A 20,718-nucleotide genomic window follows, 5' to 3' on the forward strand; every position below is an offset into this window, starting at 1 on the left:
GCACGATAGCAACCTACCTCCACCCTGTGGAAAGTGCAATCTGATCTACGGAAAACCCATTCAAGCCTTGTCGGCAAGCTGCGAGCATCAGTGACAAACAACTACAACGCCCCGCAGGTGTGCCCACGTGGTCAATTCACTGCAACTCCGATTGCCGCTGCCGGTACTCACCAGGCGAGATCTGGGCATAGCGATTGAAAAAACGGCTGAAGTAGGCGGGATCCTTGAAGCCAAGCTGGTAGCAGATTTCATTCACCGAGCTTGCGGAAAACAACAGCAATCGTCGAGCCTCCTGCATCAGTCGCTCCAGCACCAAGCGCTTGGATGGCAGGTCAGCGATCCGTCGACAAACATCATTGAGACGCGCCTCAGTGACCCCGATCTGCTGGGCGTAGCGCGCCAGGGGCCAATGCTCCAAGTAATGCACTTCGATCAGTGCGTTGAAACGGTGAAAAATCTTCAGGTCTTCATGACGGGCTGTCGTGGACTCCTGCGAGTTAGGGCACAACCGCAGCAGGCTGATCATAACCAGCCGGGTCAGCGACTGGAGCGCTGCATCTCGGCCGGGATGAGAGCTTGCGAACTCATCACTAAGCGCCTCCAGCCAGCGCTCCAGGCGTCTGGCCTCAGCTTGATCGGATGCCGGTACCTTCGCCAGTGCCACGCAGGCAGGTCGCGCCTGAACGCCGGCAGGCAGAAGGCTGGCATCGGCCTCGATCAACTGCCAAACCAGTTGCTGACGCACCGTCAACACATGCCCGTCGCTATCCGATTCGGTGACGAAAGAATGCGGCACAGTCGGCGGTGTGAGGAAAAACATCGGCCCCGACTCGATGAACTGCTGGTCATCCAGATACACCCGTACCGTGCCCGATTTCACGTAATGCACTTGGAAGAACCGGTCATGCCGGTGGACGGGCATGTTGCGGCCAAAAAAACCCGCCAGGTTACCGAGCCGGTCGTAGTGCACCTCGCTGTCACTGTATCGCTGGTCGTAAACCTGACCGATGTTGATGTTCGGGATGGGGTGCCGATCGCTCATCACTGCTTACTCGCTAGCCGTTTGACCGAGTTAACCATGACCCATAGTGCACCCGCTGGGAAGCGGACACTACAGGATGGAACCTTGACGTTCGTTAACATCTTAATTATAACGTTAACACATTAACAATCTAGCTGGGGAGGATCTGCTCCCCATCACTGCCAGGAGAGAAGCATGAGCCATGCGTTGCATGACGTTGCGAACGGCACCGTGTTCGGCGTAGCGCTGAACTACAACGGTCTGCTGCAGCAGCGTCTGGCTGAGTTCGAACAGCCCCCTTACAAACAGGCCCCGGTCAAGCCGGTGCTGTTCATCAAGACGCCGAACACCCGTAACGCCCATGGTGCCAACGTGATTCACCCCGCCGGCGAGCGTCTGCAACCGGGCCCGGCGCTGGGCGTGGTGATTGGCAAAGACGCCAGCCGGGTTAGCGCCGCCGACGCCTTGGGCCATGTGGCCGGCTACACCATCGTCAATGAATACAGCCTGCCGGAAGACAGCTACTACCGCCCTGCGGTCAAGGCCAAGTGCCGCGATGGCTTCTGCGCGATCGGCCCAGATCTGGTGCCGGTGGCGCAAGTCGCCGATCCGCATCAGCTGACCTTGAAGCTCTACGTGAACGGCGCTGTGGTGCAGGAAAACACCACCGCTAACCTGGTGCGCAGCATCCCGCAACTGATCGCCGAACTGAGCGAGTTCATGACCCTGCATGCAGGCGATGTGCTGATCACCGGCACCCCGGAGGGGCGCGTGGACGTGCTCCCGGGAGACCACGTGGAAGTCGAGATCACAGGCCTGGGTCGCCTGGCCAACACCATCGTTGCCGAGTCGGGGGAGCCTGCATGAAACACGCGCGTATCCGTTATGAGGGCAGCGTCCACGCTGTCACCGTCGAAGCCGACAACGCCGTGCGCCTGGCCGATGGCCGGGTGCTCGACGAAAGCCAGGTCGAATGGCTGCCACCGGCCGACGGCAGCATGTTCGCCCTGGGCCTGAACTACGCCGACCATGCCCGCGAACTGGCGTTCGCCCCGCCCACCGAGCCGCTGGCCTTCATCAAGTCGCCGGGCACCTACACCGGCCACAACCAGGTGACCTGGCGCCCGGACAATGTCGAGTACATGCACTACGAGTGCGAGCTGGTCGCGGTCATCGGCAAAGCGGCGAAAAACGTCAGGCGCGAGGATGCCCTGGACTACGTGGCCGGCTACACCTTGTGCAACGACTACGCCATCCGCGACTACCTCGAGAACTACTACCGCCCCAACCTGCGGGTGAAAAACCGCGACGCCACCACCCCGGTCGGCCCGTGGATCGTCGATGCCGCCGATGTACCCGACGTCAGCAACCTGAAGCTGCGCACCTGGATCAACGGTGAGCTGAAACAGGAAGGCACCACCGCCGACATGATCTTCGACATCCCCCACCTGATCGAATACTTCTCCAGCTTCATGACCCTGCAGCCGGGCGACATGATCGCCACCGGCACGCCGGAAGGCCTGGCCGACGTGGTGCCGGGCGACGAAGTGGTGGTGGAAGTGGAAGGCGTCGGCCGCCTGGTCAACCGCATCGTCAGCGAAGCTGACTTCTTCAAGAACAACAAGGCATGAGCAGCATGATCAAGCACTGGATCAATGGCCGTGAGGTCGAAAGCAAAGACACCTTCGTCAACTACAACCCGGCTACCGGCGACGCCATCTGCGAAGTCGCCAGCGGCGGTGCCGAGGAAGTCGCCCAGGCCGTGGCCGCGGCGAAAGAAGCCTTCCCGAAATGGGCCAATACCCCGGCCAAAGAGCGCGCACGACTGATGCGCAAGCTGGGTGAGCTGATCGACCAGAACGTGCCGAAACTGGCCGAGCTGGAAACCCTCGACACCGGCCTGCCGATCCACCAGACCAGGAACGTGCTGATCCCGCGCGCCTCGCACAACTTCGACTTCTTCGCCGAAGTGTGCACGCGCATGGACGGCCACACCTACCCGGTCGACGACCAGATGCTCAACTACACGATGTACCAGCCGGTCGGCGTGTGTGGCCTGGTGTCGCCGTGGAACGTGCCGTTCATGACCGCCACCTGGAAGACCGCGCCGTGCCTGGCGCTGGGCAACACTGCGGTACTGAAGATGAGCGAGCTGTCACCGCTGACCGCCAACGAGCTGGGCCGCCTGGCCGTCGAGGCGGGCATCCCCAATGGCGTGCTCAACGTGATCCAGGGCTACGGCGCCACGGCTGGCGACGCCCTGGTGCGCCATCCGGATGTACGCGCGATCTCCTTCACCGGCGGCACTGCCACCGGCCGCAAGATCATGCAGACCGCTGGCTTGAAAAAGTATTCGATGGAGCTGGGGGGCAAATCCCCGGTGCTGATCTTCGAGGACGCCGACCTCGAGCGCGCCCTGGACGCTGCACTGTTCACCATCTTCTCGCTGAACGGCGAACGCTGCACCGCCGGCAGCCGCATCTTCATCCAGGAAAGCGTGTACCCGCAGTTCGTTGCCGAGTTCGCTGCACGCGCCAAGCGCCTGATCGTCGGTGATCCGACCGACCCGAAAACCCAGGTCGGCTCGATGATTACCCAGCAGCACTACGACAAGGTCACTGGCTACATCCGCATCGGTATCGAAGAAGGCGCTCGCCTGGTCGCCGGTGGCCTGGAGCGCCCGGCTAACCTGCCTGCGCACCTGGCCAAAGGTCAGTTCATCCAGCCCACCGTGTTCGCCGACGTGAACAACAAGATGCGCATCGCCCAGGAAGAGATCTTCGGCCCGGTAGTCTGCCTGATCCCGTTCAAGGACGAAGCCGAGGCGCTGCAACTGGCCAACGACACCGAGTACGGCCTGGCCTCGTACATCTGGACTCAGGACATCGGCAAGGCTCACCGCCTGGCCCGTGGTATCGAAGCAGGCATGGTGTTCATCAACAGCCAGAACGTGCGCGACCTGCGTCAGCCGTTCGGTGGTGTGAAAGGCTCCGGTACCGGCCGCGAGGGTGGGCAGTACAGCTTCGAAGTGTTTGCCGAAATCAAGAACGTCTGCATTTCCATGGGTAGCCACCACATCCCGCGCTGGGGCGTGTGACCGTTTTCCCTGAGTACCGGGCGGGCTTCTGTTCTGACGACTGCGACCTCGCTTGGTGCTCTGGGATCTATAAGAATAAGGAGTCTGATCATGGGTAAAGTGGCGCTCGCAGCCAAAATCACTCACGTGCCCAGCATGTATTTGTCCGAACTGCCTGGGCCCCGCCAAGGCTTTCGCCAGGCCGCTATCGATGGACATCACGAAATCAGTCGCCGTTGCCGTGAGCTGGGCGTCGATACGATCGTTGTGTTCGATACCCATTGGCTGGTCAATGCCAATTATCACATTCTCTGCGGAGAGCGATTTGAAGGGGTCTATACCTCCAACGAGCTGCCGCATTTTATCAGCAACATGCCCTACGCATTCCCTGGTAACAAAGAGCTTGGGCTGATCCTCTCCGATGCCTGCAATGCTTTTGGTGTTGAAACCATGGCCCACCATGCCACCACGCTGGGCCCTGAGTACGGCACCCTGGTACCAATGCGCTACATGAACCAAGACCAGCACTTCAAGGTGATCTCGGTCTCGGCTCTGTGCACGTCGCATTATCTGGCTGACAGCGCCCGCCTTGGTTGGGCCATGCGCAAAGCCGTGGAAGACCACTACGACGGCACCGTTGCGTTCCTTGCCAGTGGCTCGCTGTCGCACCGTTTCGCCCAGAACGGCCAGGCCCCGGACTTCGCCACCAAGGTGTGGAGCCCGTTCCTGGAAACCCTCGATCACCGGGTGGTGAAAATGTGGGAAAGCGCCGAATGGGCAGACTTCTGCGCAATGCTCCCCGAGTACGCCTCCAAAGGTCATGGCGAAGGTTTCATGCATGACACGGCGATGCTGCTCGGAACCCTCGGCTGGTCGAACTATGACGGCGAGGCTGAGGTAGTGACCCCGTACTTCGGCTCTTCGGGAACTGGCCAGATCAATGCCATCTTCCCGGTCACCCCCCAGGACGGTTCGGCGATTCCGCAACCGCAGGCGGCTAATCCGGCCAACGTTGCTTCCACCAGTCGCCTGTAACCCACCCGTTCGCAACTGGCCGTCCCCGCGATGGCCAGGTGCTTCTCGCTGAGGATGCCTTCATGCCACACCTGGTTCTGCTCTACACCCCTGACCTGGAAGCCGATGCCGATATACCCGGGCTGTGCCGCGCCCTGGCCGACTGCATGCTCGAACAGCACGACGAAACCGGCAAGGCCGTGTTCCCCACCGGCGGCACCCGCGTGCTGGCCTACCCCGCCACCCATTGCGCGGTGGCTGACGGCAAGGGCGAGTACGGCTTCCTGTACGCCAACCTGCGCATGGGCAGCGGCCGCAGCCGCGAGGTGCACAAGGCGGTCGGCGACAACCTGCAACAGGTACTCAAACAACGCCTGGACGGGCTGCTGCAACAACGCCCGGTCGGCATCACCCTGCAGATCGATGAAAGTGCCCAGCAGGTCTACGACGCCAAACAAAGCACCTTGCACCCGCTGTTCAACCGCCCGGCCTGAACCCAGGCCGCCCGTTGCCTCATCACACAACAAGTACAAAAACCATGAGCACACTCGAACATGCCTCGCCGGCGCCAACCCAGGCTGAACTGGCCGACGCCACCCACCGCACGATTACCTGGCGGCTGATGCCTCTGCTGCTGGTCTGCTACCTGTTCGCCCACCTCGACCGCATCAATATCGGCTTCGCCAAGATGCAGATGAGCCAAGACCTGCAGCTGTCCGATACGGTCTACGGCCTTGGCGCCGGCCTGTTCTTCATTGCCTATGCGCTGTTCGGCGTGCCCAGCAACCTGATGCTGGAACGCGTCGGCCCGCGTCGTTGGATCGCCACGCTGATGGTGGTGTGGGGATTGCTGTCCACCAGCATGCTGATGATTGAAAGCAGCAGTACCTTCTACCTGCTGCGCTTTGCCTTGGGCGCGGCCGAGGCCGGCTTCTTCCCGGGCATCCTGGTCTACCTCAATCGCTGGTACCCCGCCGGGCGCCGGGCCCAGGTCACCGCCCTGTTCGCCATCGCCGTGCCGCTGGCCGGCGTGGTGGGTGGGCCACTGTCCGGGGCGATCCTCGCCTTCATGCACGACAGCGCCGGGCTGCGAGGCTGGCAGTGGATGTTCCTGCTCGAAGGTGCGCCGGTGGTGGTGCTGGGCCTGGTGGTGCTTGCGGCACTGCCGGAACGCTTCGAGCAGGTGCACTGGCTCGACGACCGGCAGAAGGCGGCGCTGCGAGCCCAGTTCGGCTGTGAAGAGCAGCGCAAGACGGTCACCTCCCTGGGCGGCATCCTCATCAGCCCGTCCATCTGGCTGCTGGTGGCTGTGTATTGCGCGGTGATGCTGGCGGTCAACACCCTGGCCTTCTGGATGCCCAGCCTCATTCATGGTGCCGGCATCGGCAGCGACGCCAGCGTCGGCCTGCTCAGCGCCCTTCCCTACCTGGCCGGCTGCGTGTTCATGCTCGCCTGCGGGCGCTCCAGCGACCGCCAGCGCGAACGCCGCTGGCACCTGTGCGTACCGCTACTGATGGCCGCCTCCGGCATCGCCATCACCGGCCTGGCACCGCTGCAACCCTGGCCGGTTTTGGCCGGGCTGATTCTGGCGGGCATGGGCGCCAGCGCTGCGCTGCCGATGTTCTGGCAGTTACCACCGGCTTTTCTCAATGCCCGCACCCAGGCCGCCGGCATCGCCCTGATCAGTTCGCTGGGCAGCATCGCCTCGTTCGCGGCGCCCTACTTCATCGGCTGGGTGCGTGACACCACACAAAGCGCCAGTCTTGCGCTGTACGCCCTGGCCGTCTTCATAACCCTCGGTGGCCTGCTGGTGCTGCGCACCCGGGCCGCCATCGTCAACCCTTGAATCCAGAGATCCCCACCATGCTTGATAACGCATTCATCCAGCAGGCTGCCGAGCGCCTCGACCAGGCCGAACGCTCGCGCGAGCAAGTTCGCCAATTCTCCCTAGAGCAACCAACTATCACCATCGAAGATGCATACGCCATCCAGCGTGCCTGGGTCGCGAAGAAGATCGCGTCTGGTCGCAAGCTGGTCGGCCACAAGATCGGCCTGACCTCGCGCGCCATGCAGGTGTCGTCGAACATCACCGAGCCCGACTACGGCGCGCTGCTCGACGACATGCTGTTCGACGAAGGCAGCGAGATTCCATTCGAGCGCTTCATCGTGCCGCGAGTCGAAGTCGAACTGGCATTCATCCTCGGCAAGCCGCTCAAAGGCCCCAACGTGACCGTGTTCGACGTCCTGGACGCCACCGAATGGGTGATCCCGGCATTGGAAATCATCGATGCCCGCATCCAGCAGGTCGACCCGCAGACCCAGGCCACGCGCAAGGTCTTCGACACCATTTCCGACAACGCCGCCAATGCCGGCGTGGTCATGGGCGGGCGGGCCGTGCGCCCCACCGAGATCGACCTGCGCAAGGTGCCGGCGGTGCTCTACCGCAATGGCGTGATCGAGGAGTCGGGGGTCAGCGCCGCCGTGCTCAACCACCCGGCAAAAGGCGTTGCCTGGCTGGCCAACAAGCTGGCCGCTTACGACATCACCCTGGAGCCTGGCCAGATCATCCTCGGCGGCTCGTTCACCCGCCCGGTGGCTGCGCGCCCCGGCGACACCTTCCACGTCGACTACGACCTTCTCGGCTCGATTGCCTGCCGGTTCATCTGAGGAGCTCGCCATGGACATGCCCATCAACACCTTCAAGCAACGTCTGCGCAGCGGCCAGGCGCAGATCGGCCTGTGGCTAGGCCTCGCCGATGCCTACTGCGCAGAACTTGCCGCCAATGCCGGCTTCGACTGGCTGCTGATCGACGGCGAACACGCGCCCAACGACCTGCGCGGCATGCTCGCGCAGTTGCAGGCGGTAGCGCCGTACCCGAGCCAGCCGGTGATCCGCCCGGTCATCGGCGATACCGCGCTGATCAAGCAGGTGCTGGATATCGGTGCGCAGACACTGCTGGTACCCATGGTCGAGAGCGCCGAACAGGCACGCCAGCTGGTCAAGGCCGTACACTACCCGCCTAAGGGTGTGCGTGGCGTGGGCAGCGCCCTGGCGCGGGCCTCGCGCTGGAATAGCATCCCGGGATACCTCGACCAGGCTGACGCGCAGATGTGCCTGCTGGTGCAGATCGAGAACATGGAAGGCCTGGCCAACCTGGACGAGATCGTCGAGGTCGACGGCGTCGATGGCGTGTTCATCGGCCCTGCCGACCTCAGCGCGGCCATGGGCCACCGCGGCAACCCCGGGCACCCGGACGTGCAAGTGGCGATCGAGGACGCCATCGTGCGCATCGGCAAGGCGGGCAAGGCGGCGGGGATTCTCAGCGCCGACGAGAAGCTGGCGCGGCGCTATATCGAGCTGGGTGCGGCCTTCGTTGCGGTCGGGGTCGATACCACCGTGCTGATGCGTGGATTGCAAACGCTCGCCGGCAAATTCAAGGATACGCTGGTGTTCAGCAGTGCTGGTGGTGGTGTTTACTGACACCACATCGCGCGCACAGACAGAGTGCGATGAACAAGACGAAAACGGCGCCCAATGGGCGCCGTTTTTTTGCAGTGTTCAGAAGAATTACAGCTGAATGATCGCCTTCAGCACAGTCTTGAAGTTCTCGATTTGCTCAGGATTGAATCGGTCGAAAACTTTCTCTTGTTGCTGTTGGGCAATACTCCAGAGAGCTTCGGTCTCATCAATACCCTTGATCGACAAGCGTACCCGGCCTTCATCGTCGGCGATCAAACCCTTACGCTTTAGGTTCGCCACCGCCTCGTCGATTTCACGCGCAGGCATCGCCACCTCGCGTTGCAGGTCATTCAGGCTCAGACCTGCATCGTTCTCCAGAACCATCAACATGCGCGCTTCGCTGGTACGCAATCCGGTGGACAGTTGACGTGGCTGATAGTCGGCCTGGTAAGCGCGCAGTGCCTGTGTCATCAAGTAATACAGGTTATACTGCAAGCGGCCTTGAAAACTGCTGCTCGGTGCAAGCCCTTCGGTACGCTGAGTCATACGAGTGTGTGGGAGTACCATGGAATAGGCACCTTGGTGGTACAGCAGCGGCGAGCGTCCAAAGTCGTCAAAAGCTACTACCTTGCCCACCAAGATCCAGTGATCCCCGCCGTCGAGTTGCTGGTGCTTTTCGCATTGGAAACGCGCTGAGCAATCGACAAGCAGAGGCGCGCCACCGGCCCCCTGCTCGTAATCAACGCCTGCAAAGCGGTCATCCTTGGGGCGTGCGAAGTTATTGGACAGATCGATCTGATCAGCCGCGAGGATGTTCACGGCAAAGTGCGAAGCCTCCTCGAATACCTCATGGCTAGTGGAGCGTTTGTCGATGCTCCAGAGGATCAGCGCCGGCTCTAGTGATACCGAATTGAAGCTGTTCGCAGTAACACCGACCTTCCGGCCGCTAGGCCCAGCAGCGGTAATCACTGTTACGCCAGTCGCGAAATTACCCAGCGCTCGGCGGAAGGCACGGGTGTCGAAATCAGCAGGGTTTACAGTTTCATTAGACATGCAAGACTCCCAGGCAGGCCAGACGGCCTACCCTGTTCATTATTGTGGTTGTGTGGGGATATCAGCCTGAAGCGGCTTAGACCATCGCTGGGTCGGGTTCCAGCCCCATCAGCTCACGCCCCAGAATTTGTGCGCATACGTCGTAGTCGGTATAGGCGTGGGCGCCAGTCAAGTGCGAATCACGGAAGAGTCGTTGCAGCTCGTTCGTTTCGAACCAAGCACCGCCACCGGCAGCTTCCATCAGCCGATCGACCGCTTGGATGCACAGCTTCACTGCATATCCTTGGTTGGTGCGCCAGAATGCAAGCGTGCCGCGCGATGGGTATTCGTGGCGCTCGCTGTGTTCGGCAATCTCATCCCAGCTTTTTTCCAAGAGTGCGCGAGCAGCCGCGACCTGATGGGTGGATTCGGCGAGGCGCATCAGCGCTGGCGTTGCGGCGCCGACCGCGGCCCCCGTATAGGCGCGTACGCGATTACGGGTCTTCTCGCGGAAGACCTCGAGCATGCGCTCGGCGACGCCGAGGCTGACTGTCGAGAATCCACTGGCGAAGTATGGACGGTAAGGGGTGAAGAAGATCTTGCTGTCCGGGTACAGTCCGAAACCTGCCGACTTGCCTTCCATCATATCCTTGGCTTTCTGGATACGGTGCTCAGGCACAAATGCATCCTTAACGATTAGTGTCTTGCTACCGCTGCCGCGCATACCGACCGCGTACCAGTCATCACGAATCTCATAGTCACTGCGCGGCAGTAGCGCGAAACAGTAATCCTGGGAGCCTTCGGCGTTAGGCCTGCGGAATCCAAGAATGGCCCACTCGGCGTGATCACAGCCGGAGCTCCAGCCCATCTCGCCGCTGAAGCTCACACCACCTTCTACTTCTTCGGTACGACCGAAGGGTGCGATGCTGCTGCTGGCGGTGGCATCAGGGTTGCTGCCCCATACCTCTTCCTGCAGCTTTGATGAGAACATCGCCATCTGATGGCTGTGGGTGCACAGCAAGCTCATCGCCCATGCAGTGCTGGCACAGGCACCGGCCAGCAGTGCAATGCACTGAGCAAACTGTGGTAGGGATATCTCCATCCCACCATACTGCTTGGGCAGGAACGCACGGTGCAGGCCAATGCTCTTGAGCAAGGCGATGTTCTCTGCGGGGACGCTGCGATCCTGCTCCGCCCGAAAGGCGTTGGAGGCAATGGACGGCAGAACAGCTTTGAGGTCTTCCAGCAGGGGGTTTGGCTTTTTCATGAACTGTCTCTTTATTATTGGATAGTCAGCGCGCATGCCCAATGCAGAATTGGGCAGCCGAGAAATCTCGATGACAGTTTCAGTATGTGTCGCTGGACGTGGTCGAGAAATGCACGTTCCGAGGGGAAAATTGCACTTTCCATGAGACGCTTGCCTGGAATAACCAAGGCGCGACGCTCTCGAATTTCAGGAATGGTAAAGCGTGATGCAAAGTCATCACATGCTCTTGGTGTAGCGATCGCACAAGCGCCAACTCTTAACGTGGCACGTGCTATGGCCCTTGATTAGGCGACCGACGATGTCAGGCAGGCAGAGTTGTGATAGCCAAGACTTTGCCTCCAAGAACAGCTTTCAGTGTAGACATTGGTAAGCCAGAAATCGCAGGCTGAACCCTGCCAAGTGCATCGGTACCTGGCTAAGCTACGGGCGCTTCACGGCTTTACCTTCTTCATCTCCTCGAGCAACTGCATCAGATGCTGGAGCTTCTGCTCGCCGAATTGACTTAGAATTTTCTCGTAATTTCGACCCATTTCCTCACTCATCGCCAGGAATGCCTGATGCCCCTTTTCGGTCAGGCTTATGAACACGCGACGCTGGTCTTCAGCTGATTTGCGCCGGCCCACGATGCCATCGCGCTCAAGACGCTTGAGTACGCCCGTCATGCTGGGTTTGAGAATGCACGCTGCCTCAGCCAACTGGTGGCTTTCCAGTTCTCCCTGCTGACGCAAGATGCGAATGACGCGCCATTGCTGTTCAGTGAGGTCATGGGCATTGAGCGCGGGGCGGAAGAACGCCATCGTGGCTTCGCGCGCCTGCAGTAAGGTGAGCGTCAGGGAGGGTCTTGGTGTGCTCATGCGTACCTAGGCATAAGTGATGAAATGTGCAAAGCATTATGCCACTGCAGGCTCATTAATACATTAACAATTTTTGGGGTTCAGCTTTCACGATAATGCGGATTGCTTCCACTGGGCCTCATGGCCTTACCGTAGCACGCGAGAAGCCTTAAGCAAGACAGGCAAAGCAATCTCGGCAATACAGAAGATCCAACTAATCGATAGCAAGAACGCAACATTTGACGAAGCATCAAGTAGTGCTAAATGCTCTTTATTACCTACCACTGAGCTCTTTCAGAATATTTATTTTAAAGTTCAGCTTCTTTTACAGAGACCAACCGAAACCTGGTCACACTCCCTAACTTTCGCTTAGATGTTTCAGCCCTGGCAACCACCATCCCCTTAAGCCACGGAAAACCGATCTGACGTGCCCTCTGTGCTCATCCACACTGAAAGACAGCGAGACTCAAAAGCGCAGCCAGTTTAGTTAATCAATTGTAGGACGCATTTAGTAAGTGAGTTGACTGAAAGTCGTCAATGAGTGATCAGAACTCAATTTCATAGGATTGATTGAACGGTCAACCAATTTTGAGCGTTCATGCTAGTTAGTTAGAAATCAACGACCCGGAACACACACACTGAACCCTGAAGCCTAGAGAATACGGGGCATTCAGCATAGGCACCTCACATACCTGCTAGGCTCGGGCGGCATACTTCATATGGGTCACAAGGGTAGGCGGCTGAAGTCAGCGTGATTGACTGGCACTTTTCGCACCCCAAAGTGATTACCTGTGCCACCTCAAATCAAGTCCTAGTGCTGTCGTGAGAAATGTAACTTCTTGCTTCCCCTGCGTTTTTGCACGTACATTTTTTTCGCGCGTCGCGTTAACACCATCTCTCAAGCCAGATGATCCTTCTGCTCAGCAAGGAATTGGCTCTATGAAGGTAATAAAAATGAGCGAAGTATCCCCTGCAACAAAACGAACTTGGCCCGCCTTGTTCGGCTTTATTCTGCTACTGTGCGGTTTAGCTCTGTTAATTGGCGGAGTCCAACTTCTTAAATTAGGCGGCTCTGGGTATTATGCATTCGCCGGAATCGTGTGCCTTGTCAGCGGCTATCTCCATGTGAAAGCAAGGCGCTCCGGATTCTGGGCATTTTGCGTACTGTTTATCGGTACCCTCCTATGGGCCCTTACAGAGGTCGGGCTACAGTTCTGGCCACTTGTGCCACGTCTGTCTGGTGTATTGGTACTGGCAGTTCCAGCACTGCTAATCGCCCCTCATCTCTCCGGCCCAACCTCACCCACCCGCCCTTGGTACAGTGCGGCAGCAGTTATGGCGGTCGCCGTCATTGCAGGGTTCGCTGCGATGTTCGTGCCCCATGGGGTGATCAGCGATCCGCAGGAAGTGACAGTCAATCCATCCGCTGAAACCTCTGCCGCCAGCGACTGGGCCGCCTATGGCCGAACCGCTGCAGGCACACGTTTCGTTCCAGCTGATCAGATCAACAAAACTAACGTAAGCAAGCTAAAGGTTGCCTGGACTTTTAGAACTGGTGAGCTGCCAGTTAACGGCTCTGAGTATCAAAATACTCCTCTACAGGTTGGAGATACTTTATATGTGTGCACTCCGCTCAACCGTGTGATCGCACTGAACGCTGATACGGGGGAGGAGCGCTGGCATTTTGATCCGAAGGTGCAGAGCAACGGTAAATGGCAGCGTTGCCGCGGTGTGAGTTACTTCGACGTCAGCATCTCGCCCGCTGGAGCGAGCGTGAACGCTTCGGTAGATCAATCATCCCAAGCTTGCAGCAAACGGATTATTACCAGCACCGTGGATGCACGGCTGATCGCGCTGGATGCCGCCACTGGCAAACCATGCGAGGAGTTTGGCGATAAAGGCAGCGTCGATTTGAAGCGCGGCTTGGGCCAAATAAAAAATGCTTTCTACGTTCCGACTTCGGCGCCGACCGTGGCAAAAGGGCTGATCCTTGTCGGTGGTTGGGTGTACGACAATCAGGAAGTGAGCGAACCATCGGGCGCCTTCCGTGCCTTCGATGCCCGCACCGGCAAGATCGCCTGGGCATGGGATGTAGGTAATCCGAATCTGCAGATGCCCCCGGCAGAAGATTATCAATACACCCGCGGCACTCCTAACGTCTGGAGCACGCCAGCTTTCGACGAAAAATTGGGCCTGGTTTACCTCCCGACTGGCAACGCGACTCCGGATTACTACGGAGGCAAACGGCGTGATTTCGATGAGGAGAATTCATCCTCTATCGTGGCTCTCGACATTGCCACCGGCAAGATCGCATGGCGTTTCCAGACAGTTCACCATGATCTCTGGGACTATGACGTTCCCGCGCAACCAGCGCTGTACGACATTCCTGCACAGGATGGGAGCAAGACACCGGCCTTGGTGCAAGTAACTAAGCGGGGCCAGATTTTCGTGCTTGACCGTCGCAACGGAAATCCAATCCGAAAGGTTGAAGAGAAGCCTGTACCGCAAGGCGCAGCGCCAGGTGATCACCTGGCGCCTACACAACCGTACTCAGTGGAGATGCCAGTCATCGGCGTCAAGCGTCTCCAAGAGGTAGACATGTGGGGAGCGACGATCTTTGATCAGATGCTGTGCCGGATAACGTTCAAGAGCGTCCGGTACGAGGGTGACTTTACTCCTCCTCGGCCCGAGTCCACAGGGCTGCAGTTCCCCGGCAACTATGGCGGTATGAATTGGGGCAGCGCATCGATCAATGAAGATACCGGCACACTTATCGTCAATGACATTCGTCTTCCGCTGCTTACGACTCTGGTCGAGCCGCGCGCAATCGGCGATGCACAAAGCACCGGCGTTCATGACGGCAAAAACCTCTATTCGCCACAAGCAGGACTTCCGTATGCAGTGGTGACCTCTCCGTTCATGTCCCCACTCGGCATTCCGTGTATCGCTCCGCCGTTCGGGACGGTGTCAGCGGTTGATCTCAATACCGGAAAACTACAATGGCAGCGGCCAGCAGGTACAGTGCGTGATATCCGCATGGCGAACGTTCGCGTCAGCCTCCCAGTACCACTAGGCATGCCTACATTGGGCGGGTCATTCACCACGCGCTCTGGTCTGGTTTTCCATTCCGGCACACAGGACTACTACCTGAGGGCTTATGACCAGACGTCTGGTGATGAGCTCTGGAAAGCAGAACTGCCGGTTGGCTCCCAAGCAACACCGATGAGCTACGTTTCGCCTCAAACCGGTAAGCAGTATGTCGTGGTAGTCGCTGGCGGAACGCGCCAGTCCCCTGACCGCGGTGATTACGTGATTGCCTATTCTTTGCCTGATCAGTAAGCGCTCGGTAGAGGGTGCATTGGTTGACCAATTGCACCCTCCTGCCCCTAGGCATCAGGTTTGCGTGATTGCTGCGAATTCGAGTGGCAGTCAGTCAAGCACGGCCTGGAATTCCGTTTAAAGCAATTCTGTTTTGCAGCTATCTGCCATTGAAGTAGCCCTCGATTCTGTCGGAGGCTCTTCTTCAAGACGGTTGGGATTCCCACCCTACACGTTCCTCACCTTAATGGGGCATTGGCTAACGGCCCCAGTGCCTCCTCCACCTAAAAGAGCAGCTTATGACTAACCTTTTTTGTCCCTTTGATCTATCAGGAATCGAGCTTTCTAACCGGATCGTTATGGCTCCCATGACTCGTGTCAGGGCGCCTGATGACATCGCTAATGCTGGGATTGCCCTGCACTACACTCAGCGTGCAACAGCAGGGCTGATCGTTACGGAGGGCACGCCAATATCGCGTGAGGGTCAGGGGTATATCTTTAACCCTGGTATTTATACACCCGCACAGATCGAAGGATGGAAGCTGACCACTGATTCAGTCCACTCGGTCGGGGGCGAATCTATGCGCAGATCTGGCATGTTGGGCGGCTGTCGCATCCGTCTATCCAAGACAATGGTACATCTCCAGTCAGTGCTACATCCAAACAAGCTAGGGCGTCGCAAGCCTTTGGTTATGACGCACAGGGTAAGCCTGCGAGGTTGCATTCCCCTGCCCCTCGCCGTTTGAGTACTGAGGAGGTAGAGCGAGTTATCCGTGATTTCGCCGATGCCGCAAACAACGCAGTGAAGGCTGGATTCGATGGCGTGGAAATCCATGGCGCGAACGGTTATCTGCATGAGCAGTTTTTAAACCCGCATGTCAACGATCGCAGCGACCGGTACTCTGCAGAAACGCTTGAGAACCGTATCCGCTTCACTTTGGATGTTATCGATGCCTGTATAGAGCGCATTGGTTCTGAGCGAGTAGGCATTCGATTGTCACCATACGGTGAACTTTTCGATATGCCTCTCTATGACGAGATTGATCAGACCTATGAGCAATTAGCGATTGAGGCAGGTGAAAGAAATCTTTCCTATGTTCATATCATGAACCAGAGAGGGGCAGAACGCTTCTACTTTGTCGAGCGCACGAACCAAGACGATGACTTCTTTGTACTCCTAAAAAAGATGAAGGCTCACCTGCCACGCACAGCTTTAATCCTGGCCGGTGGCTTGACCCCAGTTCGGGCAGAGCGCTTGATTACTCAAGGTTATATTGACCTAGCAGCTTTCGGTAAGAACTTCATCAGTAATCCAGACCTGGTTGCTCGGTTTAAGAATGGCTGGCCTTTGGCTCCCGTAAACACTGATCGTATTTACGCTGGTGACTTCACCGGTTATATCGACTACCCGCCCTTTCATGCCAACACCTCTGTAAAATAGTCGTCGCGACCTATCGATCGCACCCTCCGCTGCTTCGCTGGGAGGATGCGGTCGTTTTTCGTGCCGTAACCGACGTCCGAGAGCTAAGTCCCACATAATGATCCAATCAAATAGGCCATTTTCAGTCCATTTGTGTCGAGCTTAAGGAGTCAGTTGAATGGGAGTCGACTACCCGGAATCAATCGATTTAGAACAGCCGCACGATCGAGCAAAATCCTCATAAGCTGCATTGAAGATTCGGACAAAGCCTCAAATTTCGAGTACACAAAGCTGATATCGAACTCAATGGGCTCTACCAACCGAACTACGGCTAAGCCGCTATCTTGTGCCACGAACTCATCGACCAACGCAATACCTAAACCTTGTTTCACCAAGGCAACGCCCTCAACTGCCGTGGTGAAATTGAGAATTGGAGAATAAGCAAGCGCCTGATCCTCAAACGCTTTCGCCAAAATTCCACCAAAGGGTATGTCGCGCCTGAATAACAGCAGTTCAAAGTCGGCCAACTGCTTTAGGGTTGCAACCTCCTGGCTCGCAAGAACATGGTCTGGCGGCACAGCGCACACCATGCTGCCGCGCATAAATGGAAAACAGTTAAGGTGCTCATGCTCCACAGGAAGGGCTGCAACAGCAAGATCTATCTGTTTTCCGAGTAGCTGAGCAGGCATGTCTCTTATGAGTGCAGTTTGCCAGTGGATGTCAAGCCCCGGGACTTCACGCTTCAACTTCGCTAACGCGTAAGGGATAAGCACTGTCGAAAGTGTAGTACTACAGCATATTCGCAACTGCCGAGCCGGCTGCCCTGCCAACGCCATCGCACACTCATTGACCGCTTGGGCGGCGAGGTAAACTCGCTCTACTTCTCGATAAAGAGTGTGAGCTTCTGCAGTAGGTACCAGCCTGTTGTTAACCCTCTCGAATAGCCTGTAGCCCAGACGAGCCTCCACATACTGGATGAGCTTGCTGACCGCCGGTTGGGTGACATACATCATCTTTGCAGCCGCGCTGACCGACCCCGTGAGCATCACGGCTCGGAACATTTCCATGTGGCGCATCTTGAATACCCACTGGGCGGAGTCTGACATGGACATGAACATCATTACCTTGGCTAATGGTTTAGGCGATCTCGTCATGAGCGTCGCCGGCTGAGTCGTCGTAATGTGGTTACGAGCCACAATAACAGTGGGCCTTGCCTTCTTCGAAAGGTCAAGCCGCTGACCGAAGCCTACCGGTTGAATTGTGGCCCTTTTGCTGATGCTTGCTCGTGTGTGGGACGTGGCTCAGAAAGGACTCTGAGCTCGCGTCCTTTTTTGCCACGCCCGCCGAGCCTGCGCGCTACCAACCAATAATGATAAGAGGCACCCCAAATGGCGATCGATACTCCCGTGCTAGATACGCCCGCGACTCAAGCGCGGCGTACGCGGACACGCTTCATGATCCTGGCCTTGATCTCCGGCGGCACAATGATCAATTACCTTGACCGCACGGTCATGGGTATTGCAGCCCCAGCCATCAGCCAAGACCTGGGCCTGTCAGCAGTGATGATGGGCTTAATCTTCTCTGCGTTCTCTTGGACTTACGCTGCTGCTCAAATCCCGGGCGGCATCCTCATTGACCGGCTCGGCACGAAGCTGACCTACTGGCTAGCACTGACACTGTGGTCAGTGTTCACTGCGCTACAGGGCCTAGCACAAGGCTTTGCGTCGCTTCTGGGCCTCCGAATGCTAGTCGGCGCTTCCGAGGCTCCATGCTTTCCGACCAACAGCCGCGTTGTCGCCACATGGTTCCCGCAAAGCGAGCGCGCTCGAGCAACGGGTATTTACACCTTCGCTGAGTATGTAGGTCTCGCCTTCCTCTCCCCTGCGCTGTTCTGGGTTCTGCATGCCTACGGATGGCGAGTGCTGTTACTGAGTGTTGGCGCTGTAGGTGTGCTCTATGGCTTGGTTTGGTGGCGGAAATACCATGAACCACACGAGTCGCGCACCGCAAACAAGGCCGAGCTCGATTACATCCGCGAAGGTGGCGGTGTGGTCGACGGTGGTCAAAAAGCTACTCGCTTTGAATGGCGTCAGATCCCTGCTCTGCTCAAGCATCGCAACATGCTGGGCATTTGCCTTGGTCAATTTGCGTGTAACTCCACGAACGTCTTCTTCCTGACATGGTTCCCGACTTACTTGGTTACAGAGCGCCATATGCCCTGGCTGAAGGTAGGTTGGGTCGCCGTGTTGCCCTTCATTGCTGCATCGCTGGGAACCTTGGTGGGTGGCTGGCTCTCGGACGCGCTGCTGCGCCGCGGTTATTCCTTGAACGTGGCACGCAAGCTGCCAGTCATCGCAGGCCTACTCACTGCATCCGTGATCGTACTCGCAAACTACGTCGATTCTGACGCCTTGGTGATCGCGATCCTGTGTGTCGCTTACTTCGCACAGGGCATGTCTGCACTCGCATGGATGATCGTTTCTGATATCGCCCCCAAAGGCATGCTTGGTCTCTCTGGCGGTGTGTTCAACCTGTTTGCTAACGCAGCCGGCATCGTGACTCCACTGACGATCGGCGTGATCGTTTCCACAACAGGTTCCTTCGTCTGGGCACTTGCGTTCGTGTCGTCTATCACCGTGCTCGGTGCCCTTTGCTACCTCTTCATCGTGCGTGATCTCACCCGTTTGCCTGCCATTGAGCAGCCTGAGCAAGGACTTACCAAATGAAACAGTATCTCGAAGGCCAAACGGCGATTGTGACTGGCGGCATGCGGGGGATAGGACTGGGCATCGCAAAGCGCCTCCACACCTCAGGCGCGAGAGTTGTGATCTGGGATCTGAATGTCGACAACTGGGATGCAGAGGCTAATGGTTTTGAGCCGGCGCTTCGGCAGGCCGTCAATGTCGCCTCCCTCGCATCCGTGGAAGAGGCTTTTGCTGTAGCTGCAGCCGAGTTCGGTCGCATCGACATCCTGGTAAACAACGCCGGAATCAATGGCCCCGTTACACCCTCTTGGGAATATCCGATCGAAGCGTGGGATCAGGTCATCGCCGTAGACCTGAACGGAGTGTTCTATTGCTGCAGAACCGCCATCCCCCACATGCGTGCCAATGGCTATGGACGGATTGTTAACGTTGCATCCATGGCGGGTAAAGACGGGGTGCAATACATCTCCGCCTACTCAGCTGCCAAGGCCGGTGTGATCGCTTTCACTAAGGCTGCTGCTAAAGAGCTCGCCCAAGACGGCGTAATTCTGAACTGCATCGCTCCCGCAATGGCCGAAACCGCGCTCATGAACGAAATGACGCCAGAGCACATCGCCGCCAGCAAAGCGAAGATTCCGATGGGCAGGTTCCTGCAGATTGAAGAGATCGCCAATATGGTCAACTGGATTGCTGGGCCAGAGTGCAGCTTCACCACAGGGTTCGTCTTCGACTTGAGCGGCGGGAGGGCGACATATTGAAACGCTTGAGTGTTGCTCATCTCACGGCCCTCGACTTGGCACCAGTTGCCTTAGCTAAGGAAGCTGCCCAGGCTGGATTCACACATGTCGGACTTCGCCTGCATCCAGCCATGAAGGGCGGTCTGGCTTATCCAGTGCGCTCAGGCACCCCAGCAATGGCCGAACTCCTTAGCGTGCTCAAGAGCGAAGACATTAGGGTCAATGATGTTGAATTCGTTGAACTGACGCCTGAAATCGACGTGAAGAGTGTGGAATGGCTTTTGGAGGCCGCAGCGGAGCTTGGCGCTGATTCCCTGACGGTTTCCGGTGATGATCCAGACTTTCCTCGGCTCAGCACAAACTTCAGCAGTCTTTGCGACCTGGCCGCGCCTTATGGGATCCGCATCAACATTGAATTCATGCGCTGGCGTGATGTGGCCAACCTCAAGCAGGCCGCTGCGCTTGTTGAAGCGGCTGGTAAACAGAACAGCGGAATCCTCTTGGATGCGCTGCATCTGTTCAGGGCGGGGAATACGCTGGCTGATCTTCAGCAGGTTGATCCCGGGTGGTTGGCAGATGTCCAACTATGCGACGCCCCTCTTGCTCCCCCCTCCCCTGAACTCATCATTCAGGAAGCCCGGGAGGGGCGCTTAATGCCTGGGAGCGGATTGCTGCCCCTTGCTGAGCTGATTGAGGTGCTGCCGCGAGATGTTCGTTACGGCGTGGAGGTGCCGGTTAAAGGCCTATCAGCAAGTGAACGCATGAAGCGAGGTGCTGACAGCATCTTCACATCGACGCTTTCCGGGCTGCTCTACCCATCTTAATCAACTCGAGG

17 protein-coding genes and 1 pseudogene are annotated in these 20,718 nt (G+C 58.0%); 13 read left to right on the forward strand and 5 right to left on the reverse strand.

The window, feature by feature from the left end; all coding sequences use genetic code 11:
* Positions 1–136: 136 nt before the first annotated feature.
* On the reverse strand, positions 137–1,042 hold the full coding sequence (gene hpaA, locus ACIPZB_RS06800) for a 4-hydroxyphenylacetate catabolism regulatory protein HpaA (RefSeq protein WP_336084997.1): 906 nt from the start codon (positions 1,040–1,042) through the stop codon (positions 137–139).
* A 174-nt stretch (positions 1,043–1,216) separates the two neighbouring features.
* Here hpaA and ACIPZB_RS06805 point away from each other — a divergent pair, with 174 nt between their 5' ends.
* The 8 genes from ACIPZB_RS06805 to hpaI all read left to right on the forward strand — a co-directional run bounded on the left by ACIPZB_RS06805 (position 1,217) and on the right by hpaI (position 8,592).
* Positions 1,217–1,888 carry a fumarylacetoacetate hydrolase family protein gene (locus ACIPZB_RS06805; RefSeq protein WP_336084995.1) on the forward strand — a complete coding sequence of 224 codons (672 nt, stop codon included), beginning with the start codon at positions 1,217–1,219 and terminating at the stop codon, positions 1,886–1,888.
* Positions 1,885–2,652 (forward strand): fumarylacetoacetate hydrolase family protein, encoded by a 768-nt coding sequence (locus ACIPZB_RS06810; protein WP_336084993.1) that lies wholly within the window; start codon positions 1,885–1,887, stop codon positions 2,650–2,652. The genes ACIPZB_RS06805 and ACIPZB_RS06810 overlap by 4 nt, the downstream gene beginning before the upstream one ends.
* 5 nt (positions 2,653–2,657) lie before the next feature.
* Positions 2,658–4,118 (forward strand): 5-carboxymethyl-2-hydroxymuconate semialdehyde dehydrogenase, encoded by a 1,461-nt coding sequence (gene hpaE / locus ACIPZB_RS06815; protein WP_336085082.1) that lies wholly within the window; start codon positions 2,658–2,660, stop codon positions 4,116–4,118.
* A 90-nt stretch (positions 4,119–4,208) separates the two neighbouring features.
* On the forward strand, positions 4,209–5,132 hold the full coding sequence (gene hpaD / locus ACIPZB_RS06820; RefSeq protein WP_336084991.1) for a 3,4-dihydroxyphenylacetate 2,3-dioxygenase: 924 nt from the start codon (positions 4,209–4,211) through the stop codon (positions 5,130–5,132).
* Positions 5,133–5,194: 62 nt separating this feature from the next.
* Positions 5,195–5,605: a 5-carboxymethyl-2-hydroxymuconate isomerase gene (locus ACIPZB_RS06825; RefSeq protein ID WP_336084989.1), complete on the forward strand. Its 411-nt coding sequence runs from the start codon at positions 5,195–5,197 to the stop codon at positions 5,603–5,605.
* A gap of 44 nt (positions 5,606–5,649) precedes the next feature.
* A complete protein-coding gene (locus ACIPZB_RS06830) occupies positions 5,650–6,957 on the forward strand; it encodes an MFS transporter (RefSeq protein WP_336084987.1) in 1,308 nt (435 codons plus the stop codon).
* Between the two features lie 17 nt (positions 6,958–6,974).
* Positions 6,975–7,778 carry a 2-oxo-hept-4-ene-1,7-dioate hydratase gene (gene hpaH / locus ACIPZB_RS06835; protein ID WP_336084985.1) on the forward strand — a complete coding sequence of 268 codons (804 nt, stop codon included), beginning with the start codon at positions 6,975–6,977 and terminating at the stop codon, positions 7,776–7,778.
* 10 nt (positions 7,779–7,788) lie between these two features.
* Positions 7,789–8,592: a 4-hydroxy-2-oxoheptanedioate aldolase gene (hpaI, locus tag ACIPZB_RS06840; RefSeq protein ID WP_336084983.1), complete on the forward strand. Its 804-nt coding sequence runs from the start codon at positions 7,789–7,791 to the stop codon at positions 8,590–8,592.
* Positions 8,593–8,679: 87 nt separating this feature from the next.
* Here the strand turns inward: hpaI and ACIPZB_RS06845 are convergent, their stop codons facing one another.
* The 3 genes from ACIPZB_RS06845 to hpaR all read right to left on the reverse strand — a co-directional run bounded on the left by ACIPZB_RS06845 (position 8,680) and on the right by hpaR (position 11,724).
* Positions 8,680–9,624, reverse strand: coding sequence for a p-hydroxyphenylacetate 3-hydroxylase reductase component (locus ACIPZB_RS06845; RefSeq protein ID WP_336084982.1), 945 nt, complete (start codon positions 9,622–9,624; stop codon positions 8,680–8,682).
* Between the two features lie 76 nt (positions 9,625–9,700).
* Positions 9,701–10,870: a p-hydroxyphenylacetate 3-hydroxylase oxygenase component gene (locus ACIPZB_RS06850; RefSeq protein ID WP_400639509.1), complete on the reverse strand. Its 1,170-nt coding sequence runs from the start codon at positions 10,868–10,870 to the stop codon at positions 9,701–9,703.
* A 431-nt stretch (positions 10,871–11,301) separates the two neighbouring features.
* Positions 11,302–11,724 carry a homoprotocatechuate degradation operon regulator HpaR gene (gene hpaR, locus ACIPZB_RS06855; RefSeq protein WP_336084980.1) on the reverse strand — a complete coding sequence of 141 codons (423 nt, stop codon included), beginning with the start codon at positions 11,722–11,724 and terminating at the stop codon, positions 11,302–11,304.
* 933 nt (positions 11,725–12,657) lie between these two features.
* On the opposite strand from hpaR, the gene ACIPZB_RS06860 reads away from it, so the two are divergent.
* Positions 12,658–15,042 (forward strand): membrane-bound PQQ-dependent dehydrogenase, glucose/quinate/shikimate family, encoded by a 2,385-nt coding sequence (locus tag ACIPZB_RS06860; protein WP_336084978.1) that lies wholly within the window; start codon positions 12,658–12,660, stop codon positions 15,040–15,042.
* A gap of 278 nt (positions 15,043–15,320) precedes the next feature.
* Positions 15,321–16,462: pseudogene (locus ACIPZB_RS06865) on the forward strand (alkene reductase).
* A gap of 149 nt (positions 16,463–16,611) precedes the next feature.
* Here the strand turns inward: ACIPZB_RS06865 and ACIPZB_RS06870 are convergent.
* Positions 16,612–17,553: a LysR family transcriptional regulator gene (locus tag ACIPZB_RS06870; RefSeq protein WP_336084974.1), complete on the reverse strand. Its 942-nt coding sequence runs from the start codon at positions 17,551–17,553 to the stop codon at positions 16,612–16,614.
* A 276-nt stretch (positions 17,554–17,829) separates the two neighbouring features.
* Between ACIPZB_RS06870 and ACIPZB_RS06875 the strand changes: the two genes are divergently transcribed.
* The 3 genes from ACIPZB_RS06875 to ACIPZB_RS06885 are packed head-to-tail and all read left to right on the forward strand — an operon-like array spanning position 17,830 to position 20,707.
* Positions 17,830–19,167: an MFS transporter gene (locus tag ACIPZB_RS06875; RefSeq protein WP_400639510.1), complete on the forward strand. Its 1,338-nt coding sequence runs from the start codon at positions 17,830–17,832 to the stop codon at positions 19,165–19,167.
* Positions 19,164–19,904: an SDR family NAD(P)-dependent oxidoreductase gene (locus ACIPZB_RS06880; protein WP_336084970.1), complete on the forward strand. Its 741-nt coding sequence runs from the start codon at positions 19,164–19,166 to the stop codon at positions 19,902–19,904. The genes ACIPZB_RS06875 and ACIPZB_RS06880 overlap by 4 nt, the downstream gene beginning before the upstream one ends.
* Positions 19,901–20,707 (forward strand): sugar phosphate isomerase/epimerase family protein, encoded by an 807-nt coding sequence (locus ACIPZB_RS06885; RefSeq protein WP_400639511.1) that lies wholly within the window; start codon positions 19,901–19,903, stop codon positions 20,705–20,707. Before ACIPZB_RS06880 ends, ACIPZB_RS06885 begins: the two co-directional genes overlap by 4 nt.
* Positions 20,708–20,718 lie beyond the last annotated feature (11 nt).

Source organism: Pseudomonas sp. NPDC089396, assembly GCF_044749545.1.
Lineage (GTDB): Bacteria > Pseudomonadota > Gammaproteobacteria > Pseudomonadales > Pseudomonadaceae > Aquipseudomonas.